Origin of the sequence: Pseudomonas sp. NPDC087814, assembly GCF_044742865.1 — a bacterium.
In the GTDB taxonomy this organism is placed as follows: Bacteria; Pseudomonadota; Gammaproteobacteria; order Pseudomonadales; family Pseudomonadaceae; genus Aquipseudomonas.
This window is the reverse complement of the sequence record NZ_JBIUVK010000002.1, coordinates 190,758-212,827: the sequence shown is the minus strand read 5'-3', so window position 1 is coordinate 212,827 and position 22,070 is coordinate 190,758. Positions and strand designations below refer to the sequence as shown.

The 22,070-nt window shown below is 62.3% G+C and carries 22 protein-coding genes and 1 riboswitch; of the genes, 4 read left to right on the top strand and 18 right to left on the bottom strand.

Annotated features, from left to right (window positions below; all coding sequences use genetic code 11):
• The first annotated feature begins 58 nt into the window (after positions 1-58).
• Entirely contained in the window at positions 59-1,333 is a 1,275-nt protein-coding gene (locus ACIOMR_RS03055) for an OmpP1/FadL family transporter (RefSeq protein ID WP_026078188.1), read from the top strand.
• A 65-nt stretch (positions 1,334-1,398) separates the two neighbouring features.
• Here ACIOMR_RS03055 and ACIOMR_RS03050 read toward each other — a convergent pair whose 3' ends face one another.
• The 13 genes from ACIOMR_RS03050 to cobO form a co-directional block, all read right to left on the bottom strand.
• Complete coding sequence (locus tag ACIOMR_RS03050; protein ID WP_214499248.1) at positions 1,399-1,950, bottom strand: glutathione peroxidase; 552 nt, start codon at positions 1,948-1,950, stop codon at positions 1,399-1,401.
• A gap of 150 nt (positions 1,951-2,100) precedes the next feature.
• A complete protein-coding gene (locus ACIOMR_RS03045; protein WP_401192212.1) occupies positions 2,101-3,300 on the bottom strand; it encodes an MFS transporter in 1,200 nt (399 codons plus the stop codon).
• Positions 3,301-3,362: 62 nt separating this feature from the next.
• On the bottom strand, positions 3,363-3,767 hold the full coding sequence (locus tag ACIOMR_RS03040; protein ID WP_003214925.1) for a MarR family winged helix-turn-helix transcriptional regulator: 405 nt from the start codon (positions 3,765-3,767) through the stop codon (positions 3,363-3,365).
• Positions 3,768-3,809: 42 nt separating this feature from the next.
• Complete coding sequence (locus tag ACIOMR_RS03035) at positions 3,810-4,538, bottom strand: adenosylcobinamide-GDP ribazoletransferase (RefSeq protein WP_003214923.1); 729 nt, start codon at positions 4,536-4,538, stop codon at positions 3,810-3,812.
• Between the two features lie 2 nt (positions 4,539-4,540).
• Entirely contained in the window at positions 4,541-5,116 is a 576-nt protein-coding gene (gene cobC / locus ACIOMR_RS03030; protein WP_177046160.1) for an alpha-ribazole phosphatase family protein, read from the bottom strand.
• A complete protein-coding gene (gene cobT, locus ACIOMR_RS03025; RefSeq protein ID WP_401192110.1) occupies positions 5,113-6,168 on the bottom strand; it encodes a nicotinate-nucleotide--dimethylbenzimidazole phosphoribosyltransferase in 1,056 nt (351 codons plus the stop codon). The genes cobC and cobT overlap by 4 nt, the downstream gene beginning before the upstream one ends.
• Positions 6,165-6,686, bottom strand: coding sequence for a bifunctional adenosylcobinamide kinase/adenosylcobinamide-phosphate guanylyltransferase (cobU, locus tag ACIOMR_RS03020; RefSeq protein WP_177008957.1), 522 nt, complete (start codon positions 6,684-6,686; stop codon positions 6,165-6,167). The genes cobT and cobU overlap by 4 nt, the downstream gene beginning before the upstream one ends.
• A gap of 851 nt (positions 6,687-7,537) precedes the next feature.
• Positions 7,538-8,989 carry a cobyric acid synthase gene (locus ACIOMR_RS03015; protein ID WP_219406693.1) on the bottom strand — a complete coding sequence of 484 codons (1,452 nt, stop codon included), beginning with the start codon at positions 8,987-8,989 and terminating at the stop codon, positions 7,538-7,540.
• A complete protein-coding gene (cobD, locus tag ACIOMR_RS03010; RefSeq protein WP_003210755.1) occupies positions 8,986-9,975 on the bottom strand; it encodes a threonine-phosphate decarboxylase CobD in 990 nt (329 codons plus the stop codon). The genes ACIOMR_RS03015 and cobD overlap by 4 nt, the downstream gene beginning before the upstream one ends.
• Positions 9,968-10,876 (bottom strand): adenosylcobinamide-phosphate synthase CbiB, encoded by a 909-nt coding sequence (gene cbiB, locus ACIOMR_RS03005; protein WP_087694822.1) that lies wholly within the window; start codon positions 10,874-10,876, stop codon positions 9,968-9,970. The genes cobD and cbiB overlap by 8 nt, the downstream gene beginning before the upstream one ends.
• Positions 10,873-11,523 (bottom strand): 5,6-dimethylbenzimidazole synthase, encoded by a 651-nt coding sequence (bluB, locus tag ACIOMR_RS03000; protein WP_003210753.1) that lies wholly within the window; start codon positions 11,521-11,523, stop codon positions 10,873-10,875. Before bluB ends, cbiB begins: the two co-directional genes overlap by 4 nt.
• Entirely contained in the window at positions 11,520-12,911 is a 1,392-nt protein-coding gene (locus ACIOMR_RS02995) for a cobyrinate a,c-diamide synthase (RefSeq protein WP_177040351.1), read from the bottom strand. The genes bluB and ACIOMR_RS02995 overlap by 4 nt, the downstream gene beginning before the upstream one ends.
• Positions 12,908-13,519 carry a cob(I)yrinic acid a,c-diamide adenosyltransferase gene (gene cobO, locus ACIOMR_RS02990; protein WP_003210751.1) on the bottom strand — a complete coding sequence of 204 codons (612 nt, stop codon included), beginning with the start codon at positions 13,517-13,519 and terminating at the stop codon, positions 12,908-12,910. Before cobO ends, ACIOMR_RS02995 begins: the two co-directional genes overlap by 4 nt.
• Before the next feature lie 79 nt (positions 13,520-13,598).
• Positions 13,599-13,836, bottom strand: a riboswitch (cobalamin riboswitch).
• A gap of 99 nt (positions 13,837-13,935) precedes the next feature.
• Here cobO and ACIOMR_RS02985 point away from each other — a divergent pair.
• Positions 13,936-15,249 (top strand): PQQ-dependent sugar dehydrogenase, encoded by a 1,314-nt coding sequence (locus ACIOMR_RS02985; RefSeq protein ID WP_401192103.1) that lies wholly within the window; start codon positions 13,936-13,938, stop codon positions 15,247-15,249.
• A 133-nt stretch (positions 15,250-15,382) separates the two neighbouring features.
• Here ACIOMR_RS02985 and ACIOMR_RS02980 read toward each other — a convergent pair whose 3' ends face one another.
• From ACIOMR_RS02980 to ACIOMR_RS02960, 5 genes are all read right to left on the bottom strand, one after another.
• The gene (locus tag ACIOMR_RS02980; protein ID WP_003210749.1) at positions 15,383-15,925 is read right to left on the bottom strand and encodes a C40 family peptidase; all 543 of its coding nucleotides are present in this window, start codon (positions 15,923-15,925) and stop codon (positions 15,383-15,385) included.
• A 144-nt stretch (positions 15,926-16,069) separates the two neighbouring features.
• Positions 16,070-16,699, bottom strand: coding sequence for a C40 family peptidase (locus ACIOMR_RS02975; protein WP_003210748.1), 630 nt, complete (start codon positions 16,697-16,699; stop codon positions 16,070-16,072).
• A 213-nt stretch (positions 16,700-16,912) separates the two neighbouring features.
• Positions 16,913-17,617: a DnaA regulatory inactivator Hda gene (gene hda, locus ACIOMR_RS02970; RefSeq protein ID WP_003210747.1), complete on the bottom strand. Its 705-nt coding sequence runs from the start codon at positions 17,615-17,617 to the stop codon at positions 16,913-16,915.
• Between the two features lie 217 nt (positions 17,618-17,834).
• Positions 17,835-18,908 (bottom strand): AI-2E family transporter, encoded by a 1,074-nt coding sequence (locus ACIOMR_RS02965; RefSeq protein ID WP_003210746.1) that lies wholly within the window; start codon positions 18,906-18,908, stop codon positions 17,835-17,837.
• Between the two features lie 53 nt (positions 18,909-18,961).
• A complete protein-coding gene (locus ACIOMR_RS02960) occupies positions 18,962-20,002 on the bottom strand; it encodes a DUF2066 domain-containing protein (RefSeq protein WP_003210745.1) in 1,041 nt (346 codons plus the stop codon).
• Positions 20,003-20,361: 359 nt separating this feature from the next.
• Between ACIOMR_RS02960 and purM the strand changes: the two genes are divergently transcribed.
• Positions 20,362-21,420, top strand: a complete 1,059-nt coding sequence (purM, locus tag ACIOMR_RS02955; protein WP_008438191.1) for a phosphoribosylformylglycinamidine cyclo-ligase — start codon at positions 20,362-20,364, stop codon at positions 21,418-21,420.
• The gene (purN, locus tag ACIOMR_RS02950; RefSeq protein ID WP_087694819.1) at positions 21,420-22,070 is read left to right on the top strand and encodes a phosphoribosylglycinamide formyltransferase; all 651 of its coding nucleotides are present in this window, start codon (positions 21,420-21,422) and stop codon (positions 22,068-22,070) included. Before purM ends, purN begins: the two co-directional genes overlap by 1 nt.

Sequence of the window (22,070 nt, the reverse complement as noted above, 5' to 3'; positions counted from 1 at the left end):
GCGCAAACATAAATTTATTGTTACTTTCCGCAGCGGTGATCACCACGGAGTTCTAATAATGAAAAAAGTAATGCTCAAGACGACACTTAGCCTCGCCGTTGCAATGGCATCCTCCCACGTGTTCGCGAGCGGCTTCGCCCTCAACGAACAAGACGTTGCCGGGATGGGTACCGGTTTTGCGGGACGTTCTTCATCTGCCGATAACGCAAGCACTGTTTATGGCAACCCTGCCGGTATGGCTCGCCTTGAAGGCCAGCAAATCACGGGTGGTGTTGCAGCCATCGATGCCTCGACCGACATCAAAGATGCCGGCGGCCGTTCCAGGGGCACCAACAAAGGCGACATGGTGCCCTTCACCGGCGTACCGTTCGGCTTCTACACCAACAAACTCAACGATCAGTGGGCTGTCGGCTTTGGTGTTTACGCACCGTTCGGCCTGGTGACTGATTACGAACGCGGCTTCCAGGGCAGCGGGTTCGGCAGCTACAGCAAAGTATCTGTAATCACTCTGCAGCCAACGGTCAGCTACGCATTCAACGACCGGGTTTCCATCGGTTTCGGTCCTACCATCAACCGGATCTCCGGCAAGCTGGAGTCCGAACTGACCCTGAACCCTGCCGTGCCTTCGACCAACGTCACGATCAAGGGCGACGATACCGCCATTGGTTTCAACGTCGGCGTACTGGTACAGGCCACCGATACCACGCGCGTCGGCCTGACCTACCACTCCAAGGTCAGCTACAAGCTTGACGGCCACACCGAGGTGACAGCGCCTGCCCCGACTGCCGGTGCCATTGGCAGTGGCCGCTACGACGCCTCGCTGAGCATCGACACGCCAGAGTCTTACGACCTGTCGGTAACCCAGGACCTGACTGACGCCTGGAAACTCTATGGCGGTGCTACCTGGACTCGCTGGAGCCGCCTGAAAGACATCACTGTCAAGAACCAGGGTGTAACGGGCGCCAACGGCTTCCTCGCACCGTCGGTCATCGGCACTATCACTGAACCTCAGAACTGGCACGACACCTGGGCCTACGCCCTTGGTACTTCGTACCAGGTCACCAAGCAAGTGGTACTGCGTACCGGCCTGACTTTCGACCAGTCGCCAACCAACAACACTGACCGTTCCCCACGTATTCCTACTGGCGACCGGACCATCTTCAGTGTGGGCCTGGGTTATGCCGTGATGGATAACATGACTGTTGACCTGGCTTATTCCTACCTGAAGGAAGAGCCGGTAAAAGTTAACAAGTCCAACGCACTGGGTTCCTACAGCGCCAAGTACGAAAACAGCGCCAACGGTTTCGGCCTGGGCGTGACGTACAAGTTCTGATGTAAAGCGGCACAAAAAAGCCCCGCACTCTTGCAAAAGAGGCGGGGCTTTTTAGTGGGCGGTGATCAGGGTTTGGAGGCCAACGCGTCTTCCACCGCCTTGACCAGGTCCGGGCTATCCGGCTTGGTCAGGCTGGAGAAGTTGGCGATCACCTTGCCCTGGCGGTCCACCACGTACTTGTAGAAATTCCACTTCGGCGCACTGCTTTGCTGCGCCAGCATCTTGAACAGATGCACCGCGTCCGGGCCCTTGACCTTCTGTGGTTCGGTCATGGTGAAGGTCACGCCGTAATTAACGTAACAAACCTTGGCAGTTTCCTCCCCGGTCTTGGCTTCCTGCTTGAAGTCATCGGACGGCACGCCAATCACTTCCAGCCCCTGGCCCTTGTAGCGCTGGTACAACGCTTCAAGCCCTTTGAACTGCGGCGCAAACCCGCAGAAGCTGGCGGTGTTGACGATCAGCAGCGGCTTGCCGGCAAAGCGCTGGCACAGGTCGATGGATTCCTTGGCGCGCAGCTTGGGCAACTGGCCTTCAAGCAACGGCGGGCAATCGGCAGCCATGGCGACACCGCCAAAAGCCACCATCAGAGCGGGTACCGCGAACCAGCGCATCTGCATGTGAGGTGTCCTTGAAAAGTCTCAGACACAGAACTTAACAGATCGCCATGCCCAACTGCATCAATGCCAGGCCGCCCTGTTGCCAGCCCCACCACGCCAGCAGCAGCAAGAGTCCTGCTCCTGCTGCGCCGAGCCAATGCCAGGTCGAATTCATGCCACCCCCATTTGCGCCTGCAAACGTGCCACCGGGCGCTCGCGCACCGGCCAGTTCAGCGCCGCTGCCACCAGACTCAGGACGATTGCCACCTGCCAGATCAAATCGTAGCTGCCGGTTCGATCATAGACCACCCCGCCCAACCAGCCGCCGAGGAACGAGCCCAGTTGATGGAACAGGAATACGATCCCACCGAGCATGGAAAGGTTTCTGACACCAAACAAGGTCGCGACCGTGCCGTTGGTCAGTGGCACCGTGGACAGCCACAGGAAGCCCATCGCCATGCCGAACAGGTAGGCGATGGTCTGCGTCACCGGCGCCCACAGGAAGATCACGATCACCACCGCCCGCAGCAGGTACAAACCGGTCAACAAACGGGGTTTGGACATGCGCCCGCCGAGCCATCCGGCGGTATAGGTGCCAAAGATATTGAACAGGCCGATCAATGCCAGCACGGTCGTCCCCACCGAGGCCGGCAAGTGCTGGTCCACCAGGTACGACGGCAAGTGCACGCCGATAAACACCACCTGGAAACCGCAGACAAAAAAGCCGAACGCCAGCAGCCAGAACCCTGAATGGGAGCAGGCCTCACCCAAGGCTTCGCGCAAGGTCTGCTGGCCAGCCACCGCAGGCAACGGTCGATCCTTGAGCATGGTCACCAACGGCACGATCAGCGCCACCATCAGGCCCAGCACCAGCAACGCGGCGGACCAGCCAAGCCAGCCGATCAAACCGAGGGTGCCCGGCAACATGGCGAACTGGCCGAACGAGCCGGCGGCGCTGGCGATACCCATGGCCATGCTGCGTTTTTCCGGCGCCACGGCACGCCCCACCACCCCGAGGATCACCGAGAACGAAGTACCCGACAGGCCAATGCCGATCAGCAACCCGGCACTCAGGGACAGCGACCACGCCGAATCCGAAAGGCCCATGAACACCAGGCCCAGCGCGTAAAGCACACCACCGATCATCACCACCTTGGCGGCGCCGAAGCGGTCGGCCAGGGCGCCGGTAAACGGCTGTGCCAGGCCCCAGATCAGGTTTTGCAGGGCGATGGCAAAGGCAAAGGTCTCACGGCCCCAGCCGAATTCGGCACTCATGGGCGCCAGGAACAGGCCGAAGCCATGTCGCACGCCGAGGGACAACGCGAGGATCAGCGCACTCCCCACAAGAATCCAGCCGCTGGTGCGCCACATCGAGGTCATTTCTTATTCTCCGTTCGCGGGTATATACCCGCTTATCATCGAACAAACTCGCGTCAAGCGAGTTCATCCAGCAAGGCCAACAGGGTTTCGCGCTTTTCGGCGCCCAACTTATCAATCAATTTCTGCTGCGCCGCTTCCCAGGCCGGCAATGCGGCGGCGAGCCGTTCGATACCCGCCTCGGTCAGCAAGACCAGGCGGTTGCGCAAGTCATCGCCCTCCACCAACTGCACCAAGCCCTCGCCTTCCAGCACCCGCAGGTTGCGCCCCAGTGTGCTGCGATCCAGGCCCATGGCGTCGGCCAGGCTGGAAATGCTCGGTTGATCGAGGCGCTGCAGATTACACAGCAAAGAATACTGGGCAACGTTGATCCCGAAGCCGTCGAGAGCGCCGTCGTAATGCCTGCTGACGCCACGAGCGGCGCGACGCAGGTTTGTGCATAAACATTGGGAGGCAAGCATGGAGCGTGTATATACCCGGGATTAATGAAATGCAAGAAAGTGTTACAGCACCAGACTGATCAACACCGCCACTTCCAGCAGCTCCAACAGCGCGCCGGCGGTGTCGCCGGTGGTGCCGCCGAGGCGATTGACCATCAATTGGCGCAAGCCGATAAAACAAAGGGCAGCCACCAGCACGGCAATCCCGCCACTGAAACCGCCGATCAAGATACACGCCAGGCCGCTGAGGATCAGCACCTGTTGGCCGACGATCCGTGGCAAATGATCCGCCAGGGCCTGCCCCAGACCACCGGCGCGCACATAGCGCGTGGTGAGAAACAGCGCCAGCATCGAAGCGCGGCCAATCAACGGTGCAAGGATCAGCGCGGCGCCGTTGTGCTGCTCGATCAATGCCACCAGCGCGGTGAATTTGAGCAGCAACACCAGGCCCAGGGTGACCACCGCGATCGGGCCGCTGCGCGGGTCTTTCATGATGGTCAGGGTGCGCTCGCGGTCACCGAAGCCACCGAGCCAGGCGTCGGCGCTGTCGGCCAGGCCGTCCAGGTGCAGGCCGCCACTGAGCAACACCCACGCGGTCAACAGCAGCGCGGCGTGCAGCAGCAATGGCGCGCCCATCAACACGGCGTTCAAGCCCCACAGCAGTAGCCCGAACAGCAGCCCCACCACCGGATAAAACAGCAACGAACGCCCCAGTTCCTGGGGTTGCGGCATGCCCGGCAAGCGAATCGGCAGGCTGCTGAGAAACTGCAAGGCGATCCAGAACGGCAACATGCTCAGCGTCCTTCCCTTAATACGCCATCCGCCTCGACCTGCAGGCTGAACAGGCCACCATGGCCGACTTCGACATTCAACAGTTGCTCACGCGGCAGACCACGCGCCTGGGCCAGCAGCAAACGCATGACTCCACCATGGCTGATCAGCAGCACTCGCTGGCCGGCATAGGCTTGATGCAAGCGGCCGACAGCCCCCAAAACACGCGCGGAGAACTGCGAAACCGGCTCGCCCTGCGGCGGCGTAAAACTGTAGGGATCAGCCCAGAACAGACCCAGCGCGTCGGCGTCGGCTTCCATCAAGGCTGCGGCGCTCTGCCCTTCCCAGGCGCCGAAGTGCAGTTCCTGCAGATCCTTTTCGAGGGTTACCGGCAGATTCAGGCGCGTGCCCAACTCCTCGGCAAACCGCGCACAACGTTGCAGCGGCGAACTGACCAGACGCTCCCATGGGCCCTGCTCCACCACCGCCCCACGCATCTGCTCCCAGCCCTTGGCCGTGAGCGCATCGTCCAGGCTGCCGCGCAAGCCGCCGCCCAGTTCGGTTTCGCCGTGGCGCAGCAGGTCCAGGCGCAAAGTCATGCCGGGCGATCCGCTACGGCTGCTTCGGCGAAGGTCGCCATCTGCCCGTGCAGCGCGCAGGCCAGGCGCAGCAACGGCACGGCGAGCGCGGCGCCACTGCCTTCGCCCAGGCGCAGCCCGAGTTCCAGCAACGGCTCGGCGTTGAGGCTTTGCAGCACGTGACGATGGCCGGGCTCGGCACCGCGGTGGCCGAACAGCAGCCATTCACGGCAGCCGGGGTTCAGGCGCGTGGCGACCAAGGCGGCGACGGTGCAGATAAAACCGTCCACCAGCACCACGACACCTTCTTGGGCACAGGCCAGATAGGCACCGACCAGTGCGGCAATCTCAAAGCCGCCGAGGTTGAACAGGGTTTTCAGTGCGTCGTCGCGGTCGCCTGCGTGCAGGGCCAGGGCGCGCTGGATGACGGCGACTTTGTGGCTGACACCCTGGGCGTTCAAGCCGGTACCGGGGCCGGTCAGGTCGCTGACCTGGCAATCCAGCAGCGCGCAGGCCAGGGCACTGGCGGCGGTGGTGTTGCCGATGCCCATTTCGCCGCCGATAAACAGTTGCGCACCGCTTGCGATAGCGCGGTGCACGCTGTCGCGGCCGGCTTGCAGGGCAAGTTGGCCCTGGGCTTCGGTCATTGCCGGGCCGTTGACGAAGTTGGCGGTACCGAGACCGATATTCAGGTGGCGGACGCCCGGCAGGTTCAACGTCGGGGTGATGGTGCCGAGGTCGACCACTTCCAGCTTGGCGTCGAGTTGGCGCGCAAGCACGCTGATGGCGGCGCCACCGGTGACGAAGTTGTGAAGCATCTGGCCGGTGACTTCCTGGGGGAAGGCGGAGACACCCTCGGCGACGACGCCGTGGTCGCCGGCGAAGATCGCGATCCACAGGTGGTCGACGCTGGGTTTGACCTGGCCCTGGAGGCCGGCCAGTTGGACGGCCACGGCTTCCAGCCGGCCGAGGGAGCCGGCGGGCTTGGTCAGTTGCTGCTGGCGGGCCAGGGCTTGTTCGTGGGCTTGGGTGTCGATCGTTTTGCAGGGGTTGAGCCACCAGGTGTCGGTCATAACGCAGTACCTTTCAAAGTCAGGGGCAGGCCGGCGACGGTCAGGACAACGCGCTGACAACGTTCGGCCAAGGCTTGATGCAGCCAACCGGCTTCATCGACATAGCGGCGAGTCAATTCGCCCAGCGGGACGACACCCATTCCGGTCTCGTTGCTGACAAAAATGATTTCTCCTGGGAGGGTGGCCAGGGTTTGGAGCAAGGCCTCACGCTCTTCTTTGAGACGGTCGGGGTCTTCGAGCATCAGCAGGTTGGTGAGCCATAAGGTCAGGCAGTCGACCAGCAGGCAATGGTTCGGGGTGGCGTTTTCCTTGAGGACACGGGCCAGTTCGACGGGCTCTTCGATCAGGCCCCATTCGGATGGGCGGCGTTCGCGGTGGTGGGCGACGCGTGCGGTCATTTCGCCGTCCAGGGGTTGGCTGGTCGCTATGTAGGTGACGCTTAGGCCGCTGTCGGTGGCGAGTTTTTCAGCCAGGCGGCTTTTGCCGGAGCGGGCGCCGCCGAGGATCAACTGGAGCATGGGTTGTGCCTCTGTTTTTGACTGTGTGTATATCCGTTATTTAGGTAACGGCGACTATTGGTTCCGCTCTTACAGCGGCTCACTTTTGAAGAGCGCAAAAGTAAGCAAAACGCTCTTGCCCCACCACTCGGCACCTCGCTTAGGCTCGGTGTGCCCTCACTCCGGCTTTGGACCGTGGGCCGCCGCGATGGGCCATCCTTGGCCCAGCGCGGCTAACCCGGCGTCCTGCCGGGTTACCCACGCTCCAAAGCCTGCGTTCGGCCAGCGTGGTTTAACGGGGCGCCCAAGATCAAGATCAAAATCAAGATCAAAAGCAAGAGCACAGCGGCCTACCGGCCGGCTTGAGTGTGGTGAAGCAACAGCAACAGCAAGATCAGAATCGGGCACGGTCAAATGTGGGAGCTGGCTTGCCTGCGATAGCATCAACTGGGTGTACCTGATGCACCGAGTTGTCTGCATCGCCGGCAAGCCAGCTCCTACAGAAAAGCAGAGCCACACCGCCCGTAGCAGTTGTCGAGCGCCAGCGAGGCTGCGTGCTTTTGATCTTGATCTGCTTTTGATTTTGATCTGCGGGCCCCGTCAACCACGATGGCCGCAAGTAGGCAGGGTGGAGCGGGTAAATCGGCAAGGATGCCGATTTAGCCGCGCCGGGCCATGGATGGCCCGTCGCGGCGGCCCGCGGAACCGGGCCGGAGTGCGGGCATGCCGAGCCTAGGCGAGGCACCGAGTGGTGGGGCAAAGACCTTTTGGTTACTTTTGGGGCGTTTGCCAAAAGTGACCCGCTGTAAGAGCGGAACCATAAGCGGCCGTTACCGCAGCAACGGATATGTACACGGTCCATTACAACCAACTCAAACCCCACACAACGAACGCAGCAACCCGGTATCCAGGTGCCGCTCTACCAAGTCCGCCAACCGCTCAATATCCCGCTCCCGCAACCCGTGATAATCCACCTCCTGCACATCCTCCAACCCCGCCCACCGCAACAACGCACTACACGCAGCCGGCGTTTCAAACACCCCATGCAGATAGGTCCCGAGAACCTGCCCATCCTCACTCTGAGCCCCATCCAGGCGCCCATCGTCCAACTGCACCGCAGCCCGCACCAAGCCAGCGCCACTGGTTACACCCGCGTGGATCTCATACCCACTCACCTCGGCCTCCTCCAGCAACAACCGCCCCCGCACGTTACGCAGCTGCTTCTCCTCCTCCAGGGTCGTACTGAACGCCAACAACCCCAGCCCAGCGCTAGAACCACAAGGCCCTTCCAACCCCAGCGGGTCATGCACCTGCTCGCCGAGCATCTGCAACCCACCACAAATTCCCAGCACCTTCCCGCCATAACGCAGGTGCCGCGCCACCGCCGTATCCCACCCGTTGGCCCGCAAATACGCCAAATCACTGCGCACACTCTTCGAGCCCGGCAAAATAATCAGGTCCGCCGCAGGAATCGCCTGCCCCGGCCCCACAAACTGCAAATCTACCTGCGGATGCAACCGCAACGGATCAAAATCCGTGTGATTACTGATCCGCGGCAATACCGGCACCACCACCTTGAGCACCTGCGCCGCCTTGTCGATCTGGCGCTGGTCGATGCCGTCCTCGGCCTCCAGGTGCAAATCCATCACATACGGCAACACCCCCACCACCGGCTTGCCCGTGCGCGCTTCCAGCCAATCCAGCCCCGGCTGCAACAGCGCAATATCCCCGCGAAACCGGTTGATGATGAAGCCTTTGACCCGCGCCTGTTCGGTCGGCGACAACAATTCCAGCGTACCCACCAGGTGCGCAAACACCCCGCCACGATTGATGTCGGCAATCAGCAGTACCGGGCAGTCCACCGCCTCGGCAAAGCCCATGTTGGCAATATCATTCGCCCGCAGGTTGATCTCGGCCGGTGAACCCGCACCCTCGACCATCACCACCGGATACGCCGCACTCAAGCGCGCGTGGGAGGCAAGCACCGCCTGCATCGCGATGGCTTTGTAATCGTGATAGGCCACGGCATTCATGGTGGTCACGGCGCGCCCGTGGATGATCACTTGGGAGCCCGTGTCGCTGTTGGGTTTGAGCAGCACCGGGTTCATGTCGGTGTGGGGCGCCAGGTTCGCCGCCTGGGCCTGCACCGCCTGGGCCCGACCGATTTCGCCGCCTTCGGGAGTCACGGCGCTGTTGAGTGCCATGTTCTGCGGTTTGAAGGGCACCACCGGGATGCCCTGGCGCACCAGCCAGCGGCAGAGTGCGGTCACCAGCGTGCTTTTGCCGGCGTCAGAGGTGGTGCCCTGCACCATCAAGGTACTCATGAGGCTTCCTTGTAGGCCTTCAGTGCCTGTTCCAGCCGCAACCAGTCGGCCTCGGTATCCGGCAGGCCGAAACGCAGGCTGCTGTTGTCGACAAACAAGCGCAGCAGAATGCCGCGCTGGGCCATGAATTCATGCAGCTGCTCAGCCCGGTCCGTGATCATCCACTGGAACAACGCGCAGCCGCCCTGGGGCCGCAAGTCGTGGCGTTCAAGCACATCAAACAGGCGCTGGCTGGCCGATTCGCAACGCAGCCGCTGTTGCGCATGGCCGGCCGTATCGCGCAGGCATACTTGCCCAAGCACCCGCGTCGGCCCGCTGACGGCCCACGGCCCCACCTGTTCGGCGAGCAGCTTGAGCAGCTTGCGCTCGGCCAGCACGAACCCCAGCCGCACTCCGGCCAGGCCGAAGAATTTGCCGAACGAGCGCAGCACGATCAGGCCGACTTGATGGGCCTGGCCCGCCAGGCTCAGTTGCGGGGTGATGTCCATGAAGGCTTCATCCACCACCAGCCAGCCGCCGCGTTGGGCCAGGCGAGCATGCCAGTCCAGCAGGCGTTGCGGCGTCAGGCTCAGGCCGGTGGGGTTGTTGGGGTTGACCACCACCAGCACGTCGAGGCTGTCGAGGAAGAAGTCGACTTCCTGCTCCAGCACTTCGCGCACGATGTAGCCGGCGCGACGCCAGGCTTCTGCGTGTTCGGCGTAACACGGCGACAGCACACCGACCTTGCCGGCCCGGCGCAGGCGCGGCAATAACTGGATCGCGGCCTGGGAGCCGGCCACCGGCAATACGTGGGGCGTGCCGTAATATTCACAGGCAGCCTGCTCCAGGCCGTCGTCGTTTTCAGGCAGGCGTGCCCAAGCCCGCAGCGGGATTTCCGGAATCGGGAACGGCCATGGCGCCAGGCCGCTGGACAGGTCCAGCCAGTCTGCTTCTGGAATGCCGTACTGCATCGCCGCCTTGCGCAAGCGGCCACCGTGCTCAAGCATAAAACTCAGCCCCCACACACAGGATCAGCAACCACAGCCACACGCCGCGTTGCACCAGTTGCCAGCCACGCTCGATGGAATCCGCATCCGCCGGCGGGCCTTCGCCCAGTGGCGGGCGCTGGTGCAGCTCACCGTGATAAATCGCTGCACCGCCCAACTCCACGCCAAGGGCACCGGCACCCGCAGCCATCACCGGGCCGGCGTTGGGGCTGTCCCAGGTCGGGCCCTGGGTGCGCCAGCATTTGAGAGCCAGGCGGGTTTTGCCCAGCAGCGCGTAGGTCAACGCCACCAGGCGCGCCGGAATGTAGTTGAGCACGTCATCGATCTTTGCTGCGGCCCAGCCGAAACGCTCAAAGCGTTCATTGCGATAGCCCCACATGGCATCCAGGGTGTTGCTCAGGCGATAGAGCACCACGCCGGGCACGCCAGCGACCACAAACCAGAACAAGGCGGCAAATACCGCGTCGCTGCCGTTTTCCAGCACCGATTCGGTGGCTGCACGGGCGACTTCGGTGCGATCCAGCTCGCTGGTCTGGCGGCTCACCAGATAGCTGACACGCTTGCGGGCCTCGTCCAGATCATCACTGCGTAACGCTTGCGCCACCGGCAGCACGTGTTCGCCGAGGCTGCGCATGCCGAGGGCGCAATACAGCGCGAGGATTTCCAGGACCCAACCGATGTAAGGCGCCCACGAGAGGGCCGTGGCCAGCAGGGTCAGCGGCACCACCGCGATCACCCAGGCGGTGACGCCATGGCTGCGCCAGCCCCGACCGCCGGAGTTGAATCGTTGCTCGATGCGCCCGGCAAAATTGCCGAACGCCACCAGCGGATGCCAGCGCCTGGGCTCGCCCAGCAGCGCATCCAGCGCCACGGCAGCGACACTCAGCAAGGCCACACTCATTGACTCACTCCCCAAACATTCTCGTACAACATGTCACTCAGCGGCCGTGGTTCGGTCCAGCCTTCGAGCTGCAACATCGGTGCCGGGTAGAACTCGGCCACCGGGCCCAGGCACAACACGGCCAACGGCTTGGCACCGGGCGGCAGGCCCAGCAGATCGGCCAGGGCCTGGGGCTCGAACAGCGAGACCCAGCCCATGCCCAGCCCTTCGACACGAGCCGCCAGCCATAGATTCTGAATCGCGCAGGACAACGATGCCATGTCCATTTCCGGCAAGGTGCGGCGCCCGAAGATATGCCGCTCGCGGTCGTCCATCAAGGCAGCCACCAGCACTTCGGCGCAGTCGTTGATGCCTTCGACCTTGAGCTTCATGAACTGGTCGGAGCGCTCGCCGAGAGCCTCGGCGGTGCGTACGCGTTCTTCTTCCACTAGCTGCTGGATCTGGCCGCGCAGGTTGCGGTCGCTGATGCGGATAAAACGCCAGGGCTGCATCAAGCCGACGCTCGGCGCCTGGTGCGCGGCTTGCAGCAGGCGATGGAGCAATTGCGGCGCCACGCTGCCACCACTGAAGTGCCGCATGTCGCGGCGTTCGGCGATGGCGCGGTAGACGGCTTCGCGGTCGGCTTCCGGAAAGGCGTTGTCAGTCATGGCCTCTTCGCGAGCAAGCCCGCTCCCACATTGGATTGCGTTTCAACTCGGTCAAGTGTGGGAGCTGGCTTGCCTGCGATGGCGGTCTCAAGGCTTGGCGCAAACAAGGCAGCCACCGCCATCGGGTTGGACGGGAAGTAAAAGTGCACGTAGGAAGCCGTCATCCGGCCCTGACGATAAACCGCCTCGGCACCGCGCCCGCCATTCGGGCTCAGGCCCCGGGCAATCGGCTGCCACTCGGTGCTGGTCAGCGAGTGATGGTAGGTGTGACCGCGCAAGAGGCCTTCGGGCAGTTCGACGTTTTGCAGGGCCAGTGCCGCCAGACGCTTTTGCATCACGGCGTCGCCCTGGAGCAGGCCGACCAGTTCGGCACGGGTGCCGTCGACATCGGTGAGTGAGTCCAGCAGATAGAGCATGCCGCCGCATTCGGCCAGCAGTGGCTTGCCAGCAGCGTGGTGGGCGCGGATGGCGTCGAGCATCGCGGTATTTTCCGACAGCGCCTGGTGATGCAATTCCGGATAACCGCCGGGCAGGTAGAGGCTGTCAGCTTCGGGCAATGCGCGGTCACGAATCGGCGAGAAGAAGCGCAGCTCGGCGCCCATCGCTCGCAACAGGTCGAGGCTGGCGCCGTAGGTAAACGCGAAGGCTTCGTCGCGGGCCACGGCGATGCGCACGCCGGCCAGCAACGGTTGGGCCTCGATTACCTCGGGCGCAGCGAATTCCACCGGCGGTGGCAGCGCTACCTCACAGCTGCTGCCCAGGGCCTGGGCGGCGGCGTCGAGGCGCAGGTCGAGGTCGTTCAATTCGCTGGCCTGCACCAGGCCAAGGTGGCGGCTGGGCAATTCGATCCCGGTTTCCCGGGACAGTGCGCCGTACCAGCGCAGGCCTTCGGTCAGGCTGCCTTCAAGCAGTTGCGCATGGCGCAGCGTGCCGACGCGGTTGGCCAGCACGCCGGCAAACGGCAGGTCCGGCTGGTAACGCGCCAGGCCCAATGCCAGGGCACCGAAGGTCTGGGCCATGGCCGTGCCATCGATGACCGCCAGTACCGGCACGCCAAAATGCCGCGCCAGGTCGGCGCTGGACGGCGTGCCGTCGAACAGGCCCATCACGCCCTCGATCAGGATCAGGTCGGCTTCCCCCGCCGCTTCCCACAGCAATCGGCGACTTTCCTGCTCGCCGACCATCCACATGTCCAATTGATAGACCGGCGCACCACTGGCGCGCTCGTGGATCATCGGGTCGAGAAAGTCCGGGCCGCATTTGAACACTCGCACCTTGCGCCCCAGGTTGCGGTGCAAACGGGCGAGCGCGGCGGTGACGGTGGTTTTGCCCTGGCCGGACGCCGGTGCGGCGATCAGCACAGCAGGACAGTGACGGGGCTGATTCAAAGTTCGATGCCTTTCTGCGCCTTGATACCCGCCTGGAACGCATGCTTGAGCATGCCCATTTCAGTTACGGTGTCGGCCATTTCGATCAATTCGGGTTTCGCGCCACGGCCGGTGACCAGCACGTGTTGCATCGGCGGGCGGGCCTGCAGGTCGCTGAGTACCTGGTCCAGGTCGAGGTAGCCGTGCTTGAGGGCGATGTTCAGTTCATCCAGCACCACCAGGCCGATGGCCGGGTTCTGCAGCATTTCCCGGGAGACCGCCCAGGCGGCTTCGGCGGCCACGATGTCGCGGGCGCGGTCCTGGGTTTCCCAGGTAAAACCTTCGCCCATCACGTGGAAGCGCACCTGCTCGGGGAAACGGCGGAAGAACAGTTCTTCGCCAGTGCTGTTGCGGCCCTTGATGAACTGCACCACGCCACACTGCATGCCGTGGCCCATGGCCCGGGCGAGCATGCCAAAGGCCGAGCTGCTCTTGCCTTTGCCATTGCCGGTAAGCACCAGCAGCAACCCGCACTCGTTCGGTGAATTGGCAATGCGCTCGTCAATCACGGCTTTTTTGCGCAGCATGCGCGCCAGGTGGCGTTCGTCACGATCGGGGGATTCAGTCATGGCAGCTCTCCGTTGGGGCTGGACAAAAACGGCGGGCAGGAAAAAGACACATACAGACAGCCAAGCATCGCCCACCGTGATGCTGTTGGATGGATCAGGCCGGTCTCCGGGCTCATGAGTGGCATTGGATGCCGAAGGTGCGCCTTCCCATATCGCGGGCGATACAGTGGCTTAAGGCACCGTCTTGACTCATTTACCGTTGCGGGGGCAGCGCCGGGATCGTGGCAGCACTGTAGAAAAATGCGCTCACTCACCGGCTTCCCTGTTTCACTCAGTCGGCGCGTACGCCACAGAGCACCTGAAACAAGCCGCGAAGGTTAGTGGGTTGGGGGTGGAGCGTCAATTAAAGCCGGACATGCGCGTGAACCATCGGGCCGCTGCGTGCCTCTACCGCTACAGGTATTAAGGAGAAAACCATGCACAAGACCCGACTTTCCCTACTGATCATGCTCGCCGGCACCCTCGCCGCCTGCGGCGAAAGCTCTACCCTGCAAGTGTCCGACGGCACCGGGCCCTCGCCCAAACTGCCGGAACCGAATAAAACCCTGATCCCCACGGTGAATATCGCCCCGGCCATCGGCTGGCCCGAAGGCACCAAGCCAACGGCGGCGGCAGGCACTCAAGTAGCGGCGTTTGCCGAAGGCCTGGACCATCCGCGCTGGCTGTATGTGCTGCCCAATGGCGATGTGCTGGTGGCAGAAACCAATGCGCCGCCCAAACCGGACGATTCCAAGGGTATTCGTGGCTGGGTGATGGAGAAAGTCATGGGCCGCGCCGGGGCCGCCGTGCCGAGCCCCAACCGCATTACCCTGCTGCGGGACGCCGACCACGACGGCATAGCCGAAACCCGCACGGTGTTCCTGGAGAACCTGAACTCGCCGTTCGGCATGACACTGGTGGGCAGCGACCTGTATGTGGCCGATTCGGACAAGCTGCTGCGCTTCCCCTATCAGCCAGGCGAAACCTCGATCAAGGAAGCCGGAACCACGGTGACCGACTTGCCGGGCGGCAGCATCAACCATCACTGGACCAAGAACGTGGTCGCGAGCCAGGACGGCAGCAAGTTGTATGTCAGCGTGGGCTCCAACAGCAACGTCGCGGAAAACGGCCTGGAAGCCGAACAAGGCCGCGCCGCGATCTGGGAAGTGGACCGCGCCACCGGCCAGCACCGCATCTTCGCCTCCGGCCTGCGCAACCCCAACGGCATGGCCTGGGAACCGCAAAGCGGCAAGCTGTGGACGGCGGTCAATGAGCGCGATGAAATCGGCAGCGACCTGGTGCCGGACTACATCACCTCGGTCAAGGATGGCGCGTTCTATGGCTGGCCCTTCAGTTACTACGGGCAGCACGTGGATGTGCGGGTGAGTCCGCAGAACCCGGAACTGGTAGCCAAGGCGATTGCCCCGGACTACGCGGTGGGCCCGCACACAGCCTCCCTGGGACTGACCTTTGCCGAGGGCAGCAAGCTACCGGCACAATTCAGCAATGGCGCGTTTATCGGCCAGCATGGTTCTTGGAACCGCAAGCCCCACAGTGGCTACAAGGTGATCTTCGTGCCGTTTGAAGGCGGCAAACCCAAAGGCCAGCCGGTGGATGTGCTGACCGGGTTCCTCAATAGCGATGAGAAAGCCATGGGCCGCCCGGTCGGCGTGGTGATCGACAAGCAGGGGGATTTGCTGGTGGCGGATGACGTGGGGAACAAGGTGTGGCGAGTGTCGGCGGCTAAATAGCCAGCTTCGCAAACACCGCAAAACAAATGTGGGAGCGGGCTTGCTCGCGAATGCAGTGTGTCAGTCAGCTTGTTGTCGACTGATCCACCGCATTCGCGAGCAAGCCCGCTCCCACATTTGGTTTCGTGTTTTCCTAGGGGTTTCGTGCCAGGTGCTCGGCTGGCAACACACGCTTGGCGCTCAGGTAGGCGTTTTGCCAATAGGCTTTGGACAGCGTGTCCAGCTTCACCGTACCGCCGGTTTGCGGCGCATGCACAAAGCGCCCTTCTCCCACGTAGATCCCGGCGTGGCTGACCTGCGAGCCGCCACCCGTGGCGAAGAAGATCAGGTCACCGGTCTGCAGGTTGTTTTCGCTCACGTCCTGGGCGCGCATCACGATCAGCTCGCGGGTGGTACGTGGCAAGGAGATGCCCGCCGCGTCACGGTAGACGAAACCGATCAAGCCACTGCAATCAAACCCCGAGTCCGGCGTGTTGCCGCCCCAACGATAAGGCGTGCCGACCAGGCCCAGCGCACGAAAAAGCACGTCTTCGGCCGCAGGCGAGAAACTTTGGGTGGCATAGGTGTTGAACACCGGCTTGGGCTTGACGGCCACGGGAGCAGGCGGAGGACGACTTGCGCAGGCGCTGAGCAGCGCGGCGCAAACGAGAAGAATTAGGCGGGCCGAGGTCGACATGGGCAGAACAATCCTGATCTGGATGCGGCTTTCGCTGCCGAACGTTGAAAAACAGAACGCGCAAGCAAAGCTCGCGCGATCAATTTACAACAATGTCCAGGGATTCTAGCGCTTACACGTCAAACTTCAAGTATCACTTTAACTTTACTTGCTGGCGGTAACGGTAGTCGGGGCCATCGCCAGGGCGCGCTTGGCTTCGATGAAGGTTTTGCTCCAGTAGCTGTCACCCAGGTTGTCGACTCGCACACCACCGCTGCGGCGGCTGCTGGAGTGGATAAACTGGTTGTCGCCCAGGTAGATACCGGCGTGGCTGACACGACCACGGCCAGCCGTACTAAAGAAAAGCAGATCACCGGGCTTGAGGTTGTTCCGCGCGACCAACGGTGCATCCACGTTGATCATTTCGCGGGTGGAACGCGGCAGGTTCATGCCGGCTTCCTCGCGGAACAGGTAGCCGATGAAACCGCTGCAGTCGAAACCGGCTTCAGAGGTACCGCCGAAACGGTAACGGGTACCGATCAGGGACATGCCGCGTTCGAGAATGCTGTCGGCCAGAACGGGAAGCTGGTAAGGCTTGGCGCCGGCGAAGTCGGCGAGTTCTTTTTCAGTTGCGATCTCTTCCTGATAAACAGTGGAAGACTGCGACGCAACGAATTTTGCCTGGGACTGCTGTACTGGTTTTTGCTGCTCAGCCACGTTTTGAGTGTGGGTGGCGCAACCAAACAACAGGGTAACGAGTGCGAGAGGCACGAGGGGTGCGAAGCGATTTAGCATGGGCACGACCGTGGCTGATGTGTAAAGAAGCCGAGACTATGCCTTCTATCACATCGATTTGCAAATTCAATCGTGATCTATGTGACTTCTTGTTTGGACTATGACATCTAAGCCCTTAACACCCTATGCCAGCCATTTGCGTGGCCAAAACGGCCCAAACGCAGGTTTTCTGGCGCCTGTAATTTGCCGAAAGCCCCGGTTTTAAAGGGCTGGCTACCAGCCCAGGGTTTCTTTGAGGAAGGGAATAGTCAGCTTGCGCTGGGCTTGCAAGGAAGCCTGGTCGAGCTGTTCGAGCAAGTCGAACAGTGCGCTCATGCTGCGTGTACCGCGAGTGAGAATAAAATGCCCGACTTCATCGGTCAGGTGCAACCCGCGGCGCGAAGCACGCAGTTGCAGGGCCCGCAGTTTGTCTTCGTCGGACAACGGGCGCATCTGGAAAATCAGCGCCAGGGTCAGCCGCGACTTCAAGTCCGCCAGCTTCACCGGCAGCTCACGTGGCGAGGTGGAGGCGGCAATCAACAAGCGCCGGCCGCTGTCACGCAAGCGGTTGAACAGATGGAACAGTGCCTCTTCCCAATCTGCCCGCCCCGCCACTGCCTGCAAATCGTCCAGGCAGACCAGTTCGTATTGTTCAAGGTTGTCGAGGATCTCGATACCGCGGTCCAGCAGCTCCGCCAGCGGCAGGTACACCGCCGGTTCACCCATCTGTTCGAAGCGCAGGCAAGCGGCCTGTAACAAGTGGGTACGCCCCACGCCGTGCTTGCCCCAGAGGTAGATCAAGCTTTCGGTCCACCCGGCGTCGGCTTCGCAGAGCCGCTCGACATAGCCGAGTGCAGCGGCATTGGCGCCTGGGTAGTAATTGATAAAGGTGGCGTCGTCACGCAGACGCACACCTAGGGGCAGCTGAATCGGTTTCATGCTGACTGAACGGTTCCAATCGAACCGTTAGTGACCTCTGTGTAAAGTTTGCAAAGTTTATACCCGTGACGCCGGGCGCACAATGCAGCAGACCACAAGCAAAATCAAAGGTTTGCGTTAACTTGTTGGATTTGGTGAGGAATGTTTGACGCAATGGCGAAACGCCAGAGCCGATAAATGACAAACCCGGCCTTGAGCCGGGTTTGTGATGCTGCGGTTATAACTCCGGTTCGTCGGTTCCGGCGTACATGTCCGAGTCCTTGTACAAGTCGTGCACATGGCGCACCAGCACCATGATCACCGCCGCCACCGGCAGCGCCAGCAGGATGCCGGTAAAGCCGAACAGCTCGCCGCCCGCCAGGATCGCAAAGATCACCGCCACCGGGTGCAGGCCGATCCGGTCGCCCACCAGCAATGGCGTCAGCACCATGCCTTCCAGGGCCTGGCCGACCATGAACACCGCGACAATCCCGAGCATCGGGTACAGGTCGCCGTGGAACTGGAACAACCCGGCCACCAGCGCCGCACCGATACCAATCACGAAGCCCATATAAGGCACGATGGCTGCCAGGCCGGCGATCAGGCCGATCAACAGCCCCAGTTCCAGGCCGATCGCCATCAACCCCGCCGCGTAGATGATCCCCAGCGCCAGCATCACCAGCAACTGGCCACGGACGAAGGCGCCGAGCACCTCATGACACTCCTCGGCCAGGGAGACAATGCGCTCCTCACGGTCGCGCGGCAGCAGGCCGCGGATCTTGGCCATCATGATGTCCCAGTCCCGCAGCAGGTAGAACGCCACGACCGGGATCAGCACCAGGTTGGTCAGCCAGCCAATCAGCGCCAGGCTCGACGCCGTCGCCTGGCTCAGCACCACGCCGACAATGTCGGTGGTCTGGCCCATGTGCTCGCTGATGGCCGCCTTGACCTTGTCGAACTTCCAGAAGCCGTCTGCCAACCCCAGCTTGGCCTGCGCCCACGGCATGGCCGTGTGTTGCAGCCAGTCGAGCATCTGCGGCGCCAGCTCATAGAGCTTGAACAACTGCTTGGCCAACATCGGCACCAGCACCAGGACCAGCGCCGTGATGATCAAGGTGAACAACGCAAACACCGCCACCACGCCCCAGGTACGTGACAGGCCGATCTTTTCCAGGCGATCCACCACCGGATCGAACAGGTAGGCCAGCAGTAACGCGACCAGGAACGGCGTCAGGATCGAATGCAGCAGGAACACAAAAACGCACAGCAGGACAATCCCGCCAAGCCACACCCAACGACGCGTATCCGCCATAAACCACTCCCTCTGTTATTTGCTTCCTGCTTCTATATAAGAAGGAAGAACACTTACCAATGAAAACGTAGCTGCGGCGTCGGCTCGACCGGTGCCGGTTGCGCGCCTTCTACCACCGGCTGCGGAGCCGGAGCTTCACCTGCCGGGATTTCCTGCAACTTGGCCAGGCTCAACTGGGTGCGCAGCTGCTCGGCGCTGCCATTCACCCGATAAACGATGCGAGTGCCGTCCACGCGCACTGGCTGGGCACCGAACGGTTCCAGCAGATGGCCGAGGGCGGCGTAATGCTCGAGATTCATGCCCTGCACTTCCAGCAACTGATCACTGGTGGCAGCGCCGGCCTTGACCGCAAAGCGTGGTGCCAGGCGTTCGCTGACGGCCAGCAGCACAGCGTCAGCCAATGCGGCAGTATCAGTGCCGGTGGCGGTGCCCTGCTCGCTTTTATCCCCCAGCCACAGGCGCCATTTGGCCGACCATTGGCCGCCATCTTCGCGAGCATGCACCGCCAGCAAGGCATCGGCCCCATAACGCTCGGACGCGGCGCGCAGCGGTGTGGCGTCAGGGCTTTCAAGATTCGGGGCGGTGGCGACGATTTGTTCGTCCAGGTCACCCAGCGGCAGGCGCAAAGGCAAACCACGGTGCTGGGCCGCGCGGCGCAGCGGCTGGGCGACGGCCTGGCCATCACCGACCAGGCTGCTGCCTTCGACGGAATCGTTCAGCCACCAACCGAGGATCGATGGCCGATTGCTGCCCCACAGCGCCAGGCCCGCGCCACGCAACGCGCGGTCGGTGCTGACCGGGTCGAAATCCACCTGCAGGCTTTCCGGCGGGCCGGCGTCGTAGCCATACTGACTGATGATTTGTTGCGGGTCTTTGCGGATCGCCGCCAGGCCCGGGCCATCGGCGGCCTTGGCGTCGCCGGTCAGGCGGATCACCAGGGTTTGCAGGGCACGCTGGGTCGCCTGGTCGCGCTCCTGGGGAGACTGACTGCTGACCGGCTCCAGCACTTGATAGAGACCATTGAGGGTTTCGGCATGACTCGCCAGGCTGACCAACGACAAGCAGCCCACAAAAAAATATTTACTCAGACCCATGAAAGAAGATTCCCGAACGGCAAATAAGCGGTTGGAACAGACCGCGTGAACACTGTTGAGCAAGGCTGTGACCACAGCGACCGGCAAAACATTCACAGGGTCTCGGCAAGTTTTTGTACTGTCATAACGATAGCGAGTTAAAGGCTATACCTTAATAGGGCCTGTGACCGACTCGATTAGCGATTTTTTTAACAGCTATTGCCCCTGCCCGTCGGCCCGAGGATGGCCGCTGCCCCTCAAGCCTGATAAAATCGCGCGCCTTCGCAGACCGTCAATGGCAGGCCGTGCTGAAACTTCAGGTTTCGGTACACCCGCCGCATTCGGTCGTTACCCCTGAATCCCCCCTAAAGGCCTGGATCATGAGCAAGCAACCCTCCCTGAGCTACAAGGACGCCGGTGTAGACATCGACGCCGGTGAAGCATTGGTCGAACGCATCAAGAGCGTCGCCAAGCGCACTGCGCGCCCCGAAGTCATGGGCGGCCTGGGCGGTTTTGGCGCCCTCTGCGAGATCCCGGCCGGCTACAAGCAGCCTGTATTGGTCTCCGGCACCGACGGTGTGGGCACCAAGCTGCGCCTGGCACTGAACCTGAACAAGCACGACAGCATCGGCATCGACCTGGTTGCCATGTGCGTGAACGACCTGGTGGTGTGCGGCGCCGAGCCGCTGTTCTTCCTTGACTACTACGCCACCGGCAAGCTCAACGTCGAGACCGCTACCCAGGTGGTCACCGGCATTGGCGCTGGCTGCGAACTGTCCGGCTGCTCCCTGGTCGGCGGCGAAACCGCTGAAATGCCAGGCATGTACGAAGGCGAAGACTACGACCTGGCCGGTTTCTGCGTCGGCGTTGTCGAAAAATCCGAAATCATCGACGGTTCCAAGGTGGCTGCCGGTGACGCCCTGCTGGCCCTACCATCGTCCGGCCCGCACTCCAACGGCTACTCGCTGATCCGCAAGATCATCGAAGTGTCCGGCGCCGACATCGAAACCATCCAGCTCGACGGCAAGCCCTTGACCGACCTGCTGATGGCCCCGACCCGCATTTACGTGAAGCCGTTGCTCAAGCTGATCAAGGACACCGGCGCGGTCAAGGCCATGGCCCACATCACCGGTGGCGGCCTGCTGGACAACATCCCGCGCGTACTGCCTAAAGGCGCCCAGGCGATTGTCGACGTGGCCAGCTGGCAGCGCCCGGCAGTCTTCGACTGGCTGCAAGAGAAAGGCAACGTCAACGAAACCGAGATGCACCGCGTGCTGAACTGCGGCGTGGGCATGGTCATCTGCGTGGCTCAAGAGCACGTTGAAAGCGCGCTGAACGTATTGCGTGAAGCCGGCGAACAGCCTTGGGTCATCGGCCAGATCGCTACCGCCCCTGAAGGCGCGGCTCAGGTTGAACTGAAGAACCTTAAGGCGCACTGATGCCTGCAACCTGTGATGTCGTGGTGCTGCTCTCCGGCACCGGCAGTAACTTGCAGGCCCTGATCGACAGCACGCGCGCCGGCGACAGCCCGGTGCGCATCGCTGCGGTGATTTCCAACCGCAGCGACGCCTACGGCCTGCAACGCGCCAGGGACGCAGGTATCGACACCCGCTCCCTGGATCACAAGGCTTTTGAAGGCCGCGAGGCCTTCGACAGCGCCTTGATCGAACTGATCGACGCCTTCAACCCCAAACTCGTGGTACTGGCCGGCTTCATGCGCATTCTCAGCGCTGACTTCGTGCGTCACTACAACGGGCGTCTGCTGAATATCCACCCGTCCCTGCTGCCAAAATACAAAGGGTTACACACCCACCAGCGTGCCCTGGAGGCCGGCGACACCGAGCACGGCTGCAGCGTGCACTTTGTCACCGAGGAACTCGATGGCGGGCCTCTGGTCGTACAGGCAGTAGTTCCGGTAGAGTCTGCGGACTCTGCGCAGACGCTTGCGCAACGGGTTCACGCCCAGGAACACAGGATTTACCCGCTGGCTGTTCGCTGGTTCGCTGAGGGACGGTTGATTCTTGGCGACCACGGTGCATTATTGGACGGTCAGTTACTTGCGGCCAGCGGCCACTTGATTCGAACCTAG

Excerpts from the sequence above, each read along its gene's own strand:
- ACIOMR_RS03055 (WP_026078188.1), top strand. The coding sequence starts at position 59 with ATGAAAAAAGTAATGCTCAAGACGACACTTAGCCTCGCCGTTGCAATG.
- ACIOMR_RS03050 (WP_214499248.1), bottom strand. The coding sequence starts at position 1,950 with ATGCAGATGCGCTGGTTCGCGGTACCCGCTCTGATGGTGGCTTTTGGC.
- ACIOMR_RS03045 (WP_401192212.1), bottom strand. The coding sequence starts at position 3,300 with ATGTGGCGCACCAGCGGCTGGATTCTTGTGGGGAGTGCGCTGATCCTC.
- ACIOMR_RS03040 (WP_003214925.1), bottom strand. The coding sequence starts at position 3,767 with ATGCTTGCCTCCCAATGTTTATGCACAAACCTGCGTCGCGCCGCTCGT.
- ACIOMR_RS03035 (WP_003214923.1), bottom strand. The coding sequence starts at position 4,538 with ATGTTGCCGTTCTGGATCGCCTTGCAGTTTCTCAGCAGCCTGCCGATT.
- cobC (WP_177046160.1), bottom strand. The coding sequence starts at position 5,116 with ATGACTTTGCGCCTGGACCTGCTGCGCCACGGCGAAACCGAACTGGGC.
- cobT (WP_401192110.1), bottom strand. The coding sequence starts at position 6,168 with ATGACCGACACCTGGTGGCTCAACCCCTGCAAAACGATCGACACCCAA.
- cobU (WP_177008957.1), bottom strand. The coding sequence starts at position 6,686 with ATGCTCCAGTTGATCCTCGGCGGCGCCCGCTCCGGCAAAAGCCGCCTG.
- ACIOMR_RS03015 (WP_219406693.1), bottom strand. The coding sequence starts at position 8,989 with ATGAGTACCTTGATGGTGCAGGGCACCACCTCTGACGCCGGCAAAAGC.
- cobD (WP_003210755.1), bottom strand. The coding sequence starts at position 9,975 with ATGCTTGAGCACGGTGGCCGCTTGCGCAAGGCGGCGATGCAGTACGGC.
- cbiB (WP_087694822.1), bottom strand. The coding sequence starts at position 10,876 with ATGAGTGTGGCCTTGCTGAGTGTCGCTGCCGTGGCGCTGGATGCGCTG.
- bluB (WP_003210753.1), bottom strand. The coding sequence starts at position 11,523 with ATGACTGACAACGCCTTTCCGGAAGCCGACCGCGAAGCCGTCTACCGC.
- cobO (WP_003210751.1), bottom strand. The coding sequence starts at position 13,519 with ATGACTGAATCCCCCGATCGTGACGAACGCCACCTGGCGCGCATGCTG.
- ACIOMR_RS02985 (WP_401192103.1), top strand. The coding sequence starts at position 13,936 with ATGCACAAGACCCGACTTTCCCTACTGATCATGCTCGCCGGCACCCTC.
- ACIOMR_RS02980 (WP_003210749.1), bottom strand. The coding sequence starts at position 15,925 with ATGTCGACCTCGGCCCGCCTAATTCTTCTCGTTTGCGCCGCGCTGCTC.
- ACIOMR_RS02975 (WP_003210748.1), bottom strand. The coding sequence starts at position 16,699 with ATGCTAAATCGCTTCGCACCCCTCGTGCCTCTCGCACTCGTTACCCTG.
- hda (WP_003210747.1), bottom strand. The coding sequence starts at position 17,617 with ATGAAACCGATTCAGCTGCCCCTAGGTGTGCGTCTGCGTGACGACGCC.
- ACIOMR_RS02965 (WP_003210746.1), bottom strand. The coding sequence starts at position 18,908 with ATGGCGGATACGCGTCGTTGGGTGTGGCTTGGCGGGATTGTCCTGCTG.
- ACIOMR_RS02960 (WP_003210745.1), bottom strand. The coding sequence starts at position 20,002 with ATGGGTCTGAGTAAATATTTTTTTGTGGGCTGCTTGTCGTTGGTCAGC.
- purM (WP_008438191.1), top strand. The coding sequence starts at position 20,362 with ATGAGCAAGCAACCCTCCCTGAGCTACAAGGACGCCGGTGTAGACATC.
- purN (WP_087694819.1), top strand. The coding sequence starts at position 21,420 with ATGCCTGCAACCTGTGATGTCGTGGTGCTGCTCTCCGGCACCGGCAGT.